Below are 15,077 nucleotides of genomic sequence, written 5' to 3'. Positions count from 1 at the left end.
TCCTCGGCGAGGGCTTCGAGGAGCGCCGCACGCCCCGGGAAGTGGCCGAAGAGGGTGCGCCGTACGACACCGGCGGCGCGGGCCAGCTCCTCCAGGGTGGTGTCCGGGTTCCGCCCCAGCTCCCGGCGGGCGGTGGCCAGGATGCGCGCCCGGTTCGACCGCGCGTTGCGGCGCTGCGGCTCACGGGCGACGGGCTTGGTCACGGGAACCTCGGGGGCGGTACGACGTGCGGGTGCGGGCGGTCCATTCTGGCACGGAGGGGGCGGGGCCCGGCCGCACCCGGCTCGCCACCGCCCCTGCGCGGGGTGGCGACGAGCCGGGTGCGCCGCGCCTCGCTTCGGCCCGTGCCGCACCTCAGTGCGTGGGCGGTTTTGGTCCGCGTGTCACTTCAGTCCGTTGTCCAGCGCGGTCATCAGGCGGCCGTCCGAGGTGTCTCCGGACATCTCCCAGACGAACCCGCCCAGCAGGCCCTTGGACTTGATCCAGTCGGTCTTCTTCCCGATCGACCAGGTGTCGTCGAAGGACCACCACTGGCCGCCCGCACCGGTGTAGCCGAACGTGGACACCGACTCCTCGTCGTGGTGGACGGTCATGGACGGGTAGCTGGAGATCAGGTTGCTGTAGCCGCGGACCCCGGCCTCGGCGGGGAACTGCCCGGGGGCCGCGCCGTTCGCGTCCTGCCACTCGCCGGCCGCGCCGCCCTCGGTGACGCCCTGCCAGCCGCGCCCGTAGAAGGGGAAGCCGACCGTCAGCTTGCGCGGGTTGACCCCCGCGTCGAGATAGGTCTGGATCGCGTTCTCGATGCTGAAGTGGAAGGGGTAGGGGTCCTCCGCGTCGGTGTAGAGGTTGGAGGCGTGCCCGGTGCGGTTCGGCTCCCAGGAGTTGTCGCTGCCCGAGCCGTGGAAGTCGTAGCCCTGGACGTTGGCGAAGTCGAGGGAGTCGAAGATCTTGGTCAGGTCCCAGCCCGCCTCGATCTTCGCCGGGTCGGCCGGGGTGAACGCGGTGAGGAGCCGGTGCTCGCCGCCGAGCGCGTCGAGCTGCCTGCGGAACTCGGCGAGCAGCGCGGTCAGGTTGTCCTTGTCCTGGGCGCCGTAGTGGTTGCCCGGGTGGCCCTCCGAGCCGGGCCACTCCCAGTCGATGTCGATGCCGTCGAAGATGCCGGCGCCGGTGCCCGGGCCACCCGCGCCGTTGTAGACGGGCAGGTTGCCCTTGATCCACACGTCGATGCAGGACTCGACGAACTTCTTCCGGGACTCCGGCGTGGCGGCGGCGTCCGAGAAGAACTTGGAGTACGTCCAGCCGCCGAGCGAGACGACGACCTTCAGGTGCGGGTACTTGGCCTTGAGCTTCTTCAGCTGGTTGAGGTTGCCGCGCAGCTTGCCCCAGCCGTCGTCGGCAACCCCGTCGACCGACTGGGCCGCGGACATGGGCCGCGCGTAGTCGGCGTCCGCGTCACCCGCGCCGGTGCCCTCGTCCGGGTCCTGCGGGTTGCCGGAGGTGCCCTTGGTGACACCCGCCTGGCAGGTGAGGTCGGTCGGGTCGAGGTTCTCGAAGGCGTAGTTGATGACGTCCAGCTGCTTCGCGGCGCCGGAGGTGTCGAGGTTCTTCACGAAGTACTGGCGTCCGTAGATGCCCCACTGCACGAAGTAGCCGACCTTGAGCTGCTTGCCCTCGCCGGCCATGTCGTCGGTGGTCACCCGCACGGCCGCGGAGGCCGCCGAGGAGTTGTCGGCGGTGTCCCGGGCCTTGACGGTGAAGGTGTAGGCGGTGGCCGGGGAGAGGCCGTCCACCGTCGTGGTGGTGGTGTCCGCGCCGACGGTCTTCGCCAGGGTGTCGCCGCGGTAGACGTCGTAGGCGGCCACGGCCACGTTGTCGGTGGCCCTGTCCCAGGCCAGGCCGACGCTGTAGGCGGTCTTGCCGGTGGAGCGCGGGTTGCCCGGCGCGGTCGGCGGCGTCGGGTCGGTCGACGGGTCCACCGTCTTCACGGTGAGCGGGGCGCCGGCCGGTCCGACGTTGCCGCGCCGGTCCGTGGCCCGGACGGTGAAGGTGTAACTCGTGGCCGGGGTCAGGTCGGTGACGGTGGCGGAGGTGCCGCTGGTGGTGGCAACGGTCTCGGTGCCGCGCAGCACCTCGTAGGAGGTGACGGGGTGGTCGCCGGGCTTCGCCGCGGCCCACTTCAGCGCGACCGTGTGCGCGGTGACCGCGGTCGCCTCCGGTGCGCCGGGGGCGGCGGGCGGCACGTCGGGGGTGCCGTCGCACTTGTCGCCGTTGACGGTGCAGCCGCTCGGGGTGCCGACCGGGCCGGTCGCCGAGAACTGGTAACTGTAGGGCTCGGTGCTGCCGCCGGCCGGGACCCGCCCGTTGTAGTAGGCGTTCTTGACGGTCACGTGGCTGCCGGAGACCGTGGCCTCGCCGTAGAGGTGGCCGCTCACCGAGACACCGGGCGGCAGGTCGAACTCCAGGGTCCAGCCGTCGGAGGCGGCCGTGCCGTTGTTGTGGACGACGTACTTGCCCGTCCATCCGGACCCGTTGCTCTGCGAGGTGAAGGTCGCCGTCAGCGTCCCGGCCGCCTGGGCGGGTGTCGCGAGTGCGGTGAGCGCCGCGAGCGGCAGCAGCAGCGCGGTCAGCAGGGCGACGATGCGCGCTCTCGTGCCGGTCGGCAGTGGTCTGCGCCTGGGGTACATGGCTCTCCCTGTGGTGGTGGGGTGGTACAGGGGTGAGGTGAACCGTGCGCGTGAGGGGGTTGAGCGCCCACAACGTAGATGGTCTGGACCAATGCGTCAACCGGTCGGGCGGCGTGAGCCGGGTTCGTCGGGGCGGCCCCGGCCACCCTGGTGGGGTGACCGGGGCCCATCCGCTCGGGCAACGCAGCTGGTGAGACCGAGCGGAGTCAGCGGCCGCCGAAGGACGGCAGGGCCAGGGCCGAATGGGCCGGCCGGGGTCGCGGGGCGGGCATGCTGCCGAGCCCGCGCAGCCGGGCGTTGCGCTGCTCCAGGGCCTGGGCGGTGGTCGGGAAGAGTGTGGCGCCGCCCTCGCCGACCAGGTCCTGGTTCAGGGTCACGAAGTCACGGGTGGCGTGCTCGTAGGCGGCGAAGCCCTCGGCGTGGTCCCGGTCGGCGAGGGATGCGGCGAGCATGTACGCGCCGACCAGGGCGAGGCTGGTGCCCTGGCCGGTGAGGAACGAGGGCGCGTACGCGGCGTCGCCCAGCAGTGCGACCCGGCCGCTGGTCCAGCGCGGCATCCGGATCTGGCCGACCGCGTCGAAGAACACGTCGTCCGCGTCGCGGAGGGCGCCCAGGATGCCCGGGACCTCCCAGCCGGCGTCGGCGAAGACGTCGGTGAGCAGGGCTCGTCGGGCGTCCGGGTCGGCGAAGGCGTCGCGGGGCGGGTCCGGCTGGGCGAAGTTCAGGAAGGCGTGCACCTCCTCGTCGGCGCCCACCGCGTAGACGGCCGCGGCCCTGCCCGGGGCGTTCCACATCACCGTCTCGTGGGACAGGCCGAGGGTGTTGGGCATGGTGAACACGGCGAAGCAGTAGCCGAGATGGCGGTGGAACCGCTCCTCGGGTCCGACCAGCATCTCGCGGGTGCGCGAGTGCGTGCCGTCCGCGCCGAAGACCAGGTCGAACCGGCGGCTGCCGCCGCCGTGGAAGGTGACGTCGACTCCGTGCCCGGTCTGGTCGAGGGTGTCGACGGAGTCGTTGAAGAGGAACTCCACGTCGTCCCTGACCGCCCTGTACAGCGCGTCGGTCAGGTCGCCGCGCCGGATCTCCAGGTCCCGTCCGGTCACCCCGCCGGTGACGGTGTGCGGGTGGAGCGAGGTCACCTCCTCGCCGTCCCCGTCGAGGAAGGTGATCCGGCGCAGGTCGACGTGCGCGTCGCGCAGCTGCGGCAGGATCCCCATCCGCTCCACGACGTCGAGTGCGGTGCCGCGGACGTCGATGGGGTATCCGCCGCTGCGGAGGGTGCCGGCCCGCTCCACCACGGTGACCCCGTAGCCGTGGCGGTTGAGCCAGAAGGCCAGGGCGCAACCGGCGATGCCGGCGCCGGAGATCAGGACGGTGCGCCTCGGTGCGGTGCGGGTCATGACGTGACTCCTTTGCTCATGGTGCGGGCGACGAACAGGGCCGGCAGGACGACGATGCCGGCGACGACGAAGCCGGTGACGTAGGCCCATTCGGCCGCGACCTCCGAACCGGCGGGGGTTCCTGCGGTGAGCAGCGCGCCGCCGAGCTGCCCGCCGACGGCGGAGCCGAGTACGCGGCTGACCAGGATCAGGCTGGTGGCGATGCCGGTGTCGGCCGGGTCGACGGCGGTGGCGGTGCTGGTCATCATGGCCGTGACGCACAGGCCGTTCGCCAGCGCGATCAGCACCTTGCCGACGACCAGGTGCCAGACCTCGTTGTGCACCGCCGCCACGGCGAGCAGACCGGCGGCCATCATGACGACGCCGGTGGTGACCACGGCGCGCGAGCCGAAGCGCCGGTCCCCGATCCCGCCGAGCGGACCGGCCAGCGCCGCGGCGACGGCGCCGGGCAGCAGGTAGAAGCCGATCTCGGTGGCGCCGGCGCCGAACCCGTAGCCGTCCCCGCGTTCGTCGAGCAGCTGCGGAACGAGATAGACCGCCATCGTGGCGCCGAGGCAGATCACGAACGTCAGCACGCACGCCTTCCAGATGGCGGGCCGGGCCAGCATGCGCAGGTCGATCATCGGCGCGGCCGCACGCCGTTCCGCCTTCACCCATGCGGTGACGAGGACGGCCAGGAGGACGACGAGAGCGAGCAGCGGAAGCGGCAGTGATCCGGCCTCGGGCGCCAGCGCGAGGACGAGCATCAGGGTGACCAGCGTCCCGCTCAGGAGCAGCAGGCCGGGCCAGTCGATCCCGGCACCGTCCGTCCGGCCCGGCGGATCGGCCGGCATCAGCCGGTGCACGAGCAGGGTGGCCCCGGCGACCGCGATCGTCGGCAGCGCGAACATCCAGTGCCGGGAGAGCTGTTCCGCCACCGGACCGGCCGACAGCATGCCGACCATCGACCCGCCGACGAAGAGTCCGCTGACCACACCGATGGCGACCTTGGACTCCCCGGGTGGGAGGTGTTTGCGGACCACGATGAACGACAGGGGCAGCGCACCGATCATCGCGCCCTGCAACACCTGGCCGACCAGCAGTACGGGCAGGTTCGGGGCGAGGGCGGACACCGTGCCGCCTACCGAGACCACGGCCATCAGCCGGATCAGGATCTTCTTCCCGCCGTAGCGGTCGCCGAACTTGCCGGCCAGCGGGGTGACGAGCGCACCGGTGACGAGGAGGACGATGCTGAGCAGCGCTCCCTCGGACTGGCTCATGTCCAGTTCGCGCTCCAGGAGCGGGATCGTCGGTGCCACCACCGACTCCAGGGCACCGGTGGACAGCGCCAGGATGCCGAGGGCACCGACGGCGGCCTTCCCGATGGAGACCGGGGCAGCCAGGGTTGTGGTCATGAGCGTCCTTTCCGTCATGGCCGGGCGACGAGCAACGACGAGCAACGGCGAAGGACACAGTGGGCGGACGGCCGGGCGCCGGGCGTCATACCCGGGAGCCAAGACGGAAGTGCTACCGCGGTAGGGGGTGTGGGACGCGGGTGCGGCGCGGGCGGGGGCTGGGCTCCCCCGGGATGCGGATCACCGGCCGGTGCGGCGGTCGCTCCCGGTGCCGGGCACCGGGAGCGACCGCGTGAGCCGCACGGCGGGAAGGGGCGGCCGGACTATTCGTCGCCGGTGAACTTCGGGTCCTCGGCCTGGTCGTAGATCTCCTTGCCGGACGCGTCGTAGGCATGGACGTAGGGGCTCGGGCCCAGGTAGCGCGGGCCGGGAGGGGTGTCCGGGGAAAGGGCGGCACCGTAGACGAACGCGCCGCCCGCCATGCGAGCCGGGTACTCCTTCGGGTCGTCGCCGTAACTGACGGTGATCCTGGCGACGTCGGACGAGTAGTGCCCGGCGCCCAGCATGAGGTACTTCCCCTCCCCCGCGGGCACCATCATGGAGTCGAAGTACTCGACGACCCGACCGGTGCCCCACAGGCGGTCGTTGATGAACGTGGGCGGGGAGTCCTGGCTGGTGCCCTTGTCGCCCTTCGACTGGCACTGCACGTACTGTCCGGCGGAGTCGACGGCCACGACCACGCCGTCCCAGTCCGCCGAGGCGAGCGGCGTACGGACCGCGACGACGGAGTGGTACCGCGACGCGTCCGGCCCCAGGCAGGAGGAGAGGATCCGGGTGACGGTCCGGGCGTCGATCGGGGTCGTCGTCGCGTCGGTGATGGTGAAGCCGGCCTCGGCCGAGGCCCCGCCGGGCGAGGACGCCGCGCTCGGAGCGGAGGCCGGGGCGGAGCCGGCCGGGCTCGCGCCGCCGCGTGCGGGGCCGGTGGTCTTCGGCCCGGCGTCCCCCGTCCCGCCGAGGACGACCACGGCCGCGAGGCTCACCGCCGTCACTCCGGTGGCGACCCCGAGCGGCACGCCCCATCTGCGGCGCAGCGAGGCCCCGTTGTCCTGTGGACCGATCTTCATCAGTAGTTCCTCTCGGGTCCGCCGGTGGTCCGGCAGATCACGATCGGAAGGAGCCGCGGGAATGCCCTGCGGGTCATTCATCGTGCGACCTCCTTCGCGTTGACGGGATGCGCGGAACTGAACGGCGGCGGATCCGCGGCTGTGCCGAGGTCGGCGCCCAGCCGCCGCCGCGCCCGGTGCAGTCGGGACTTCACGGTGCCGACCGCCACCTTCAGCACGGCCGCGGCCGCCTGCTGGTCCAGGCCGGACCAGACGCACAGCTCGACGACCTCGCGTTCGTGCCGCGGCAGCCGGGCCAGCGCCCGGTGGATCTCCGACATGCGGCGCTCGTCGTCGACCCGGCCGGCGACCCGGTCCGCGTGGTCGCCCGCCGGCTCCTCGTGCTGGACGAGCCGGTGCAGCAACGCCTCGGCCCGTCGCAGCCGCCGCCTGGTGTTCGACACCTGGCCGTTGGCTATGCCCAGCAGCCACGGCAGCGCGGAGTCCCGGTCGAGCACCGTCTCCTTCCGCCGGCGCCAGGCGTGCAGGAACACGGCCGACGTGAGGTCTTCGGCCTCGGACCAGTCGGCCGTGCGCCGGAACAGATGGTTGTAGACGGCCTTTCCGTGCCGGTCGAAGATCCGGCCGAACGCCTCACGATCGCCGTCGACGGCCCTCGCCCACAGCTCCCGGTCGGACGTCCCGCCGACCGGCACGGCGGGATCAGCGTCGTTCAGTTCCATACTCCGTCCGTGTCCGGCACCCGGCCGAAGGTTCCCACCGGTCCCGGATGTGAGACTGGGGCCATGCTCGTACAGTTCCTGACCGCCGTCGGTGTGCTGGCCGTCCTGACCATGGTCCCCGGTCCGGACATGGCCGTCGTGACCAGGCGGGCCGTCGCGTCCGGCTGGCAGGACGGGCTGCGGACCGTGGGCGGGATCACCGCGGGGCTGCTGGTCTGGGGCGTGCTCGCGGTGGCCGGCCTCGCCACCGTCCTGGCCGCGTCCGCCACCGCCTACACGGTGGTCAGGCTGGCCGGCGCCGCCTATCTCGTCTTCCTCGGTGTCCAGGCGCTGCGCCAGAGCCGCCGCGACCGGTCGCGGGCGCCGGCAGCGGCCCTCGCCCCGCCTCGCGGCAACCCCTGGCGGACGGGTCTGGTGAGCAACGTCTTCAATCCGAAGATCGCCGTGTTCTACACGGGTCTGCTGCCGACGCTGGCCCCGGCCGGGCTCTCTCCGCACCGCGGCATGGCCCTGCTGGTCCTCGTACACGCGGTGCTCACCGCGGTCTGGCTCGGTGCGTACGTCCTGCTGCTGGCCAAAGCCCGCTCCTTCTTCGAGAAGCCGGCCGTACGCCGGGCCATGGACCGTGCCACGGGGACCGTACTGATCGGATTCGGACTGAAGGTCGCCTCGGCCCGGCCTTGACCTCGTGCGGTGCGGCTCGCGCACCGGACCACGGCGCCGCGCCCCACCAGGAGAGGAAGAGCATGATCGCGAACGACGACGACCCGGTCCTCGACGACCCGGTGGGCCAGTCGCTCGGCGGCCGGCACGCGCACCTGGCCCGGCGGCTCGGCCGGGCCGCCACCTATCCCACCGACGTGGCGACCTTCTCCTCCGTGTCCGCCGCCCCGGACGCGGAGGACTGGGCCGACCTGGCCCGGCTGCTCGGTCCGGGCGCCTTCGCCGACCTGTTCGACTGCCCTGCCGTTCCGCCGGCGACCTGGGAGCCGGTCTTCAGCCTCGAGGGCCGCCAGATGATCTGGCCCGGCGACGGCCGCCCCGGCCGGCCGGGCGCCCCGTCCGGCACCGACGTGGTCGAACTGGACGCGGACAGCGTGCCCGAGATGCTGGATCTCGCCGCCCGGACCAAGCCGGGGCCGTTCTGGCCCCGCACCCCTGAACTCGGCACCTACCTGGGCGTCCGGATCGACGGCACCCTGGTGGCGATGGCCGGGGAACGACTGCGCCCTGCGGGCTGGACCGAGATCAGCGCCGTCTGCACCGCTGCCGAGGCGCGCGGGCAGGGCCACGCCGCCCGCCTCGTCGGCGCACTCGCCGCCCGCATGGTGGCGCGCGGTGATCGTCCGTTCCTGCATGTGGCCGAGGCGAACGCCAGTGCGATCGCCTTGTACGAACGGCTCGGCTTCAAGACCCGAAGGCCGGTCACCTTCCGGGGCTTCAGGACCCCGTGACGGCCGGGCGAAGGAGGCGGACCGCGACCACCGCCGGGGCCGGTGGACGGGGCGGTGTCACGCGGGGGCGCCGAGCGGCGGGTGTTCGAGCACGCGGGGCTTGTACTCGACCAGTTGGATGCGGCCGTCGAAGGTGCGGTGCTCGATCATGTCGAGGGCGACATCCGGATAGCCGTCGTAGATGCGTTCCGCGCCCGTGGCGCCGGTGATCACCGGGAACATCACGACCCGGAAGCGGTCGACGAGTCCGGCACGCAGCAGGGACCGGCACAGGCTGATGCTGCCGATCGTGCTGAGCAGCCCCGAGCCGTCCGACTTCATGGCGCGGACCGCCTCGACGGCGTCGTCGCGGACGAGCGTGGAGTTGGCCCACTTCAGCGGATCCTCGAGCGAGGAGGAGAACACCACCTTGGACGCTCGGGTCAGCTCGTCGACGGACTCCTCTTCCTCGGGCCGGAACTCGTCCTGGCCACTGGGGACCTCGCCCGCGGCGAAGCCCGACATCAGGCGGTAGGTGTTCGCTCCCATCAGATAGGTGACCTCGGGCTGCTCCCCGAGCCATGCGAGGTACTCCGGGCCCTCCAGACCCCAGAACCCGGGCCATCCCTCTCCCGACGCGTAGCCGTCGAGGGAGGTGATGAAGTCGACCAGAAGCTCCGACATGACGGTTCCTTTCCTAGGCGTCACGAGGGGAGACCGGCCGAGAGACCGAAACTCATCGGTCGCCCGGGCGGCAAGCCGACCGGGACGCTGCGTGCCGGCCGGCCGACGCAGCCGGCCCGGGCCGGCCTGCTGCGCACGCTGGACCTGCTCGCCGACACGGCGGCGGCGGTGCTGTCCGACCTGGGCGGGGCGCGACCACGAAAGGCTGCCGCCCCCGGACCGGACTGTCGGTCGGGGGCGGCGGCGCTGCCGGGCGGAGGATGCTCAGGTGCCCTTCCGGCGCACTCCCGGCTAGGACGCGGGACGCGTCGCGGTGACCGCGACGGCGGTGTACTTCATGTCGAAGCTGCCGCCCATGGCGTCGATCGCGGCGCCGACCTCCGTCAGCACCCGCTCCAGCTTCTCGGGCTCGAACTGGCCGTGGTCCCCCTGGGTGGGCAGCTGGTCGAGCCACTCGTCCTTGCTGTAGACGTACTCCCACTCGAACTGCCACTGCTCGGGCTCACCGAACAACCCCCCGGCCTTGCGGATGCCCTCGATGGTCTTGGTGAGCAGCGGCGAGCTGCTGACCGGCGGCGCCGGCATGCTGTAGGCCCGCGTGGCCAGCGCGTCCGGCACCACCTCGACGTAGATCTTCCGGAAGGCCTCGCGGACCTCCGCCGGGGGCTCCGCGACGTTCCAGAACGCGGCGAAGCGTCCCGACGGGCGCAGCACCGACGCCGCCTTGGCCGCACCCGCCTCGGGGTCGACCCAGTGCCATGCCTGGCCCGAGATGATGCCGTCGAAGCGCCGGTCCGCCGCGTCCCATTCCTCGAAGCGCGCGATTTCGATTTCCGTTCCGTGGGCCCGCGCGAAATCCGCCATCCGGGCATCCGGCTCCACTCCGAGAACCGTGCATCCGGCCGCCTGGAATTGACGTGCCTCGATGCCCGTGCCCGCGCCTACATTCAGTAGCTCATTACCCGGGCACGACCGCGCGATACGGTCCACCAGACCATCTGGATAACGGGGCCGGGTGCGATCGTAGCGCGCTGCGTCCAGGCCGTAGTTTTCGGCTGTGCCACGCTGCTGATGGAGTTCTCCGCCGAGCTTCGAATTCGCCATGGAATGACCATAGTGGGCATGCGCCCACTATGTCAACCCAGGGTTGCACCCCCCCGCATGGACCGGCACTCGCCCCGCACTCACCAAAGGACCGGAAGAGAGCGCAGACCCCTGATGAGCGCGGTCTGGGTGTAGGTGATCTCGTCGGCTGGGACGGCGAGCCGCAGTTCGGGGATCGCCGGGAAGAGGGCGGCGAACGCGACCTCCAGTTCGATCTGGGCGAGCTGCGCACCCACACAGCGGTGCATCCCGTGCCCGAATGCCAGATGCGCCGCGGCGTCCTCACGGGTGACGTCGAAGCGGTCCGGGTCCCGAAACGCCGCCGGGTCGAAGTTGGCGGCCGTGTTGCACGCGACGACCACGCTGTGGGCGGGGATGGTGGTGCCGCCCAGTTCCACGTCGGCCGTCGTGGCGCGGATCAGCCCGGAGTGCGGGTCGACGCCGGGGGTGACGTGGCGCAGCACCTCGCTGACCGCGCCGGGCACGGCCCGTGGGTCGCGGCGCACGACGGCCAGCTGGTCCGGGTTGTCCAGCAGTGCCAGCAGCCCCTTGCCGAGCATGGTCGCGGTCGTCTCGTAGCCGGCCAGCAGAAGACCGCAGCCGAGGGTGACCAGCTCTTCGTCGTCGAGGCGGCCCTGCTCGTCGCGGGCGGTGACCAGGCCGTGCAGCAGGCTGCCGTCCGGGTGGGCGCGCTTGTCGTCGACCAGCCCGCCCATGTAGTCGAAGAGGGAGCGCAGCGCCGCCACCGCCTCCTGCGGCTGCGTCCCAGGGGCGCTGACGCGGTCGGCCCAGAGGCGGAAGCGCTCCCGGTCCGCGTAGGGGACGCCGAGGATCTCGCAGATCACGGCGATCGGCAGGGGGTAGGAGAGCTGCTCCGCCAGGTCCGCGGGCGGCCCGGCCGCCTTCATCGTCCCGATCAGTTCGTCGGCGATCCGCTGGATGCGGGGACGGAGACCGCGCATCCGGCGGGCGCTGAACTCCCCGGCGACCAGACGGCGCAGCCGGGTGTGCTCCGGCGGGTCCAGGTCGAGGATGCCGGGCTTGGTGAAGATCACGGCCGGGCTCATCACGGCGCCGAGCCGCCGCGCCTCGACGCGGCTGAACCGCGGATCGGCGAGGACGGTGCGCACCTCGGCCATTCCGGTCACCAGCCAGGCTTCGCGGCCGTCCCGCATCGTGAATCTGCGTACTGGCTTTTCCCGCCACATCTCATTGACCTGCTCCGGCACCGTATAACCCGGGGTGGTGCCGCCGTCGGAATTCCCGTGCCGAATCAGGTCGGGGGAAGTCGTTCCCAGGATTTCAGCCATGATCGTGACGCTAACAAGCGTATGCCCGCCTGATCAACAGACCAACCCAGGTAAAGGCGGACGACCGTGGCGGGTGGTTGCGGATCGACGGCGGCCGAAGCTTTCACTGTACACGTTTCCGCTGGTCAAGAATGAGCCAGAAAATCCGGTCGGAAAGTCACTCGAAAAGACAACCCGAATAAATAAGGGGATGACGTCGGGCCACTCTTCCAACAGAATATTGGAGAACGTATGACCAGCATTTTACTTTCTCCACACAATGACGCGTGCAGGCGTCTGAGGACCGGAGGTGGTCGACCGTTGGAGATCAAGGAAATGGCCATCGCGGGCGCATTCCGCATCATCCCGGACAAGTACCATGACCGCCGCGGGTGTTTCTTCGAGGCCTTCCGGATCGAGGAGCTCCAGCGCGCGACCGGCTTCCCCTTCCAGGTCCGCCAGGGCAACGTCTCGGTCAGCAGGCGCACGACGATCCGCGGCGTCCACGGCACCGGAGGCGATTCCGGCGAGGCCAAGCTGATCAGCTGCGCGCGCGGCGCGGTGCTCGACGTCGTGGTCGATCTGCGGGTGGGCTCGCCGGCCTTCGGCAGGTTCGAGGCCGCCCCCCTCACCGAGGACTCCGGCGAACTGGTCTTCCTCGTCCCCGGTCTCGGCCACGCCTACCAGGCGCTCACCGACGACACCCGGATCACCTACCTGTGCGCGGAGCAGTTCGTGCCGGGCTCCCAGATCGACGTCAACCCGCTGGACCCCGAACTCGCCCTGCCCTGGGACCTTTCCGAGGAACCGGTCATCTCCGACAAGGACAGGGCCGCGCCGGGTCTGCGACAGGCGGCGGCGTCCGGGATCCTCCCCCGCTGTACCGGCCCCGCCTGACGGGCGGAGAGGAGCGACCGTGCTGCCCGCGAACAGGAACCGACCGCTCGTAGCCGTACTCGGCGCATCCGGTTTTCTCGGCGCCGCGGTCACCGCCGAACTCATCCACGCACCGGTGCGCCTTCGCCTCGTCTCCCGCGAACGGAAACTGCCGCTGCCGGCCTCCTCGGCCGAGACACACCTCGCGGACCTCACCGATCCTCGTGCGGTGCGGGACGCCGTCGACGGCGCGGACGCCGTCATCCATCTGGCGGCCCACCTGCCCGACGGGCGCTCGTGGCGTGCGCCGGGCAGCGAGTCCGAGCGGCTGGGTACGGGCCTGCTCGACACGCTGGCCCGTTCCGTGCGCGGCGAGCCGCCCGTCGTCGTGTTCGCCAGCACCGTCCAGGCGGCGGCCCCCGAGGGAGCACCGCTCAACGACTACGTACGGGAGAAGATCGCGGCCGAGAAGCTGCTCCGGGAGGCGACCCGCAACGGCACGGTACGCGGGATCTCGCTCCGTCCCGCCACCGTCTACGGGCGTACCCCGCTGACCGGGGCGACGGGCCGCGGCGTGGTCGCCGCGATGGCCCGCAAGGCCTTCGCCGACGAGCCCGTCACCATGTGGCACGACGGCACCGTCGAGCGGGACCTGGTGCACGTCACGGACGCGGCGCGCGCCTTCGTCGCCGCGATGCGCGCGCCCGAGGCGCTCAGCGGCGCGAGCTGGCCGGTGGGCAGCGGACGGTCGGTGCGGCTCGGGGAGGTGTTCGGCACGCTCGCCGAACTCGTCGCCGCGCGGACCGGGCGCCCGCCCGTGCCCGTGGTCACCGTGGCGCCGCCCGACTGGGCGGACACCACCGACTTCGGGAACGTGCACACCGATCCGTCGTCCTTCTCCGCGGCCACGGGCTGGCAGCCACGCGTCCGCCTGCACGACGGCCTCGCCGGCGTGGCGGACGCGCTCTCTTCCTGACCGCTCGGAGGGGCGCACGCCCCGCCGAGCGGTCTTCGGCTACCGGGAGGAGCCGGCGGCGAGGACGGCGAGACGGTCGGTCACCTCGGCGGGGCTCGGCTGGGCGAGGATCTCGCCGCGCAGCGCGGTGGCGGCGGGTCCGATGCGATCACTGGTCAGCAGGGAGGCGACCGCGCTCGCGAGCGCGTCCACGGTCGCGTCCTCCCTGTTGACCGCGATGCCGGCGCCCGTCGCGGCGAGCCGGGCGCAGCAGGTCTGCACGTCACGCGTGGCCGCGACGCCGAGCTGCGGGACCCCGTAGTAGGCGGCCGTCATGATCGTGCCCGCTCCGCCGTGGTGCACGACCGCGTCGCAGGACGACACGATCGCGTTGAGGGGGACGTTCTCCACCACGGTCGCCCCCGGGGGCAGGTCGGGGACCAGGCCGCGGTCGGCTCCCTTGACCGCCAGAACGATCTCGACGTCGTGCTCGTGGAGCGTCTTGACGACGTCGGCGACCGGGAACGCCTCGATACCGTCCCTGATCACCAGCATCGAGCCCCAGGTGAGAAGCACCCGCCGCTTCTTCGCGGGCGCGAGGACCGGGGGCGGCAGCACGTTGGTCCCGTTGTAGGGGACGAACCGCAGCGGGATCCGCGACGGGATCTCGCAGATCTGCATGCTCTCCAGCCATGGATCGACCGCCGTGACGGCGTTCTCGGTGCGCGGCTCGCAGCCATGGCGGGCGTACAGCTCGCGCAGGGGTCCGGGCCAGCCGTCCGGCGCCATCCCGCACCCCGGGTAGCCGTACCCGGAGCCGCGCAGCAGGTCCGGGCCCCAGAGGTGGTGGACCAGCGGTGCGTCAGCCGCCGCTGCCGCCAGGGGCGCGGCGAGCACGAGCGGGTCGGCGACGACCAGGTCGGGACGCCAGTCGCGGGCCAGGGAAACGACGTCGTCCGCGGCCTCCACGGCGAAGCGGACCTGGGCGTCGACCAGCGTCTGATACAGCGCGGGCGGGGCGCCCGGCGCGGTGGCGACCGGTCCCCTCCGCCGGTGCCGCGCCAGTTCCTCGGTCATGTCGAAGGACCTGGCGATGGTGACCATCGAGATCCCGGAACTCACGACGACCGATTCGCCCCAGGGCTGCGCGGCGACGCAGACGTCGTGACCGGCGGTACGACAGGCCCACATCAGCGGCACCATCGGGAAATAGTGCGACGGCGCGGAAGCCGGAATGAACAGTATGCGCATCCGATACCCGACCATTCTCGTCAGCAGATGTGGCGGTGGGCCCCCAGCGTTGCCGCTCCGCGGCCGTCGCGACAAGCCTTGCTGATCGGGGTACCGCCGCACGGACATATCTGGTAAGGGAAGCTGCGCGCTATTGACAAGGTGAACACAGGCCCCATAGTGGGCTGGTGCCCACTCCGGCCGCCACTCCCGTCTCCGGCCCGGTCTCCGGCCGGGACCGG

At 71.8% G+C, this 15,077-nt stretch carries 14 protein-coding genes; 4 read left to right on the top strand and 10 right to left on the bottom strand.

Annotated features, from left to right (window positions below; all coding sequences use genetic code 11):
• The 6 genes from K7854_RS31060 to K7854_RS31035 all read right to left on the bottom strand — a co-directional run.
• Positions 1 to 203, bottom strand: a 203-nt coding sequence (locus K7854_RS31060; RefSeq protein ID WP_226029882.1) for a helix-turn-helix domain-containing protein, incomplete at its 3' end; no start/stop codon positions are given.
• A 180-nt stretch (positions 204 to 383) separates the two neighbouring features.
• A complete protein-coding gene (locus tag K7854_RS31055) occupies positions 384 to 2,684 on the bottom strand; it encodes a glycosyl hydrolase family 18 protein (protein WP_226029881.1) in 2,301 nt (766 codons plus the stop codon).
• Positions 2,685 to 2,890: 206 nt separating this feature from the next.
• On the bottom strand, positions 2,891 to 4,084 hold the full coding sequence (locus tag K7854_RS31050; RefSeq protein ID WP_226029880.1) for an FAD-dependent monooxygenase: 1,194 nt from the start codon (positions 4,082 to 4,084) through the stop codon (positions 2,891 to 2,893).
• Entirely contained in the window at positions 4,081 to 5,478 is a 1,398-nt protein-coding gene (locus K7854_RS31045) for an MFS transporter (RefSeq protein ID WP_226029879.1), read from the bottom strand. Before K7854_RS31045 ends, K7854_RS31050 begins: the two co-directional genes overlap by 4 nt.
• Positions 5,479 to 5,741: 263 nt before the next feature.
• Positions 5,742 to 6,542, bottom strand: coding sequence for a hypothetical protein (locus K7854_RS31040; RefSeq protein WP_226029878.1), 801 nt, complete (start codon positions 6,540 to 6,542; stop codon positions 5,742 to 5,744).
• A gap of 77 nt (positions 6,543 to 6,619) precedes the next feature.
• Positions 6,620 to 7,264 (bottom strand): RNA polymerase sigma factor, encoded by a 645-nt coding sequence (locus K7854_RS31035; RefSeq protein WP_226029877.1) that lies wholly within the window; start codon positions 7,262 to 7,264, stop codon positions 6,620 to 6,622.
• A 63-nt stretch (positions 7,265 to 7,327) separates the two neighbouring features.
• Between K7854_RS31035 and K7854_RS31030 the strand changes: the two genes are divergently transcribed.
• Both K7854_RS31030 and K7854_RS31025 read left to right on the top strand, forming a co-directional pair.
• Positions 7,328 to 7,948 (top strand): LysE family translocator, encoded by a 621-nt coding sequence (locus tag K7854_RS31030; protein WP_226029876.1) that lies wholly within the window; start codon positions 7,328 to 7,330, stop codon positions 7,946 to 7,948.
• 62 nt (positions 7,949 to 8,010) lie between these two features.
• Positions 8,011 to 8,718 carry a GNAT family N-acetyltransferase gene (locus tag K7854_RS31025; RefSeq protein ID WP_226029875.1) on the top strand — a complete coding sequence of 236 codons (708 nt, stop codon included), beginning with the start codon at positions 8,011 to 8,013 and terminating at the stop codon, positions 8,716 to 8,718.
• Between the two features lie 57 nt (positions 8,719 to 8,775).
• Here the strand turns inward: K7854_RS31025 and K7854_RS31020 are convergent, their stop codons facing one another.
• The 3 genes from K7854_RS31020 to K7854_RS31010 form a co-directional block, all read right to left on the bottom strand.
• Positions 8,776 to 9,381 (bottom strand): dihydrofolate reductase family protein, encoded by a 606-nt coding sequence (locus K7854_RS31020; RefSeq protein WP_226029874.1) that lies wholly within the window; start codon positions 9,379 to 9,381, stop codon positions 8,776 to 8,778.
• Between the two features lie 291 nt (positions 9,382 to 9,672).
• Positions 9,673 to 10,485, bottom strand: coding sequence for a class I SAM-dependent methyltransferase (locus K7854_RS31015; RefSeq protein WP_226029873.1), 813 nt, complete (start codon positions 10,483 to 10,485; stop codon positions 9,673 to 9,675).
• An 80-nt stretch (positions 10,486 to 10,565) separates the two neighbouring features.
• Complete coding sequence (locus K7854_RS31010) at positions 10,566 to 11,660, bottom strand: cytochrome P450 (protein ID WP_226029872.1); 1,095 nt, start codon at positions 11,658 to 11,660, stop codon at positions 10,566 to 10,568.
• Positions 11,661 to 12,095: 435 nt separating this feature from the next.
• On the opposite strand from K7854_RS31010, the gene K7854_RS31005 reads away from it, so the two are divergent.
• Entirely contained in the window at positions 12,096 to 12,671 is a 576-nt protein-coding gene (locus tag K7854_RS31005; protein ID WP_226029871.1) for a dTDP-4-dehydrorhamnose 3,5-epimerase family protein, read from the top strand.
• 19 nt (positions 12,672 to 12,690) lie between these two features.
• Entirely contained in the window at positions 12,691 to 13,626 is a 936-nt protein-coding gene (locus K7854_RS31000; protein ID WP_226029870.1) for an NAD-dependent epimerase/dehydratase family protein, read from the top strand.
• Between the two features lie 39 nt (positions 13,627 to 13,665).
• Here K7854_RS31000 and K7854_RS30995 read toward each other — a convergent pair whose 3' ends face one another.
• The gene (locus tag K7854_RS30995) at positions 13,666 to 14,808 is read right to left on the bottom strand and encodes a nucleotide disphospho-sugar-binding domain-containing protein (protein WP_226029869.1); all 1,143 of its coding nucleotides are present in this window, start codon (positions 14,806 to 14,808) and stop codon (positions 13,666 to 13,668) included.
• Positions 14,809 to 15,077: the final 269 nt, after the last annotated feature.

This window comes from Streptomyces hyderabadensis (assembly GCF_020404845.1).
Taxonomy (GTDB): domain Bacteria; phylum Actinomycetota; class Actinomycetes; order Streptomycetales; family Streptomycetaceae; genus Streptomyces; species Streptomyces hyderabadensis.
The sequence above is the reverse complement of the archived record's forward strand: the minus strand, read 5'-3'. Positions and strand labels throughout refer to the sequence as shown.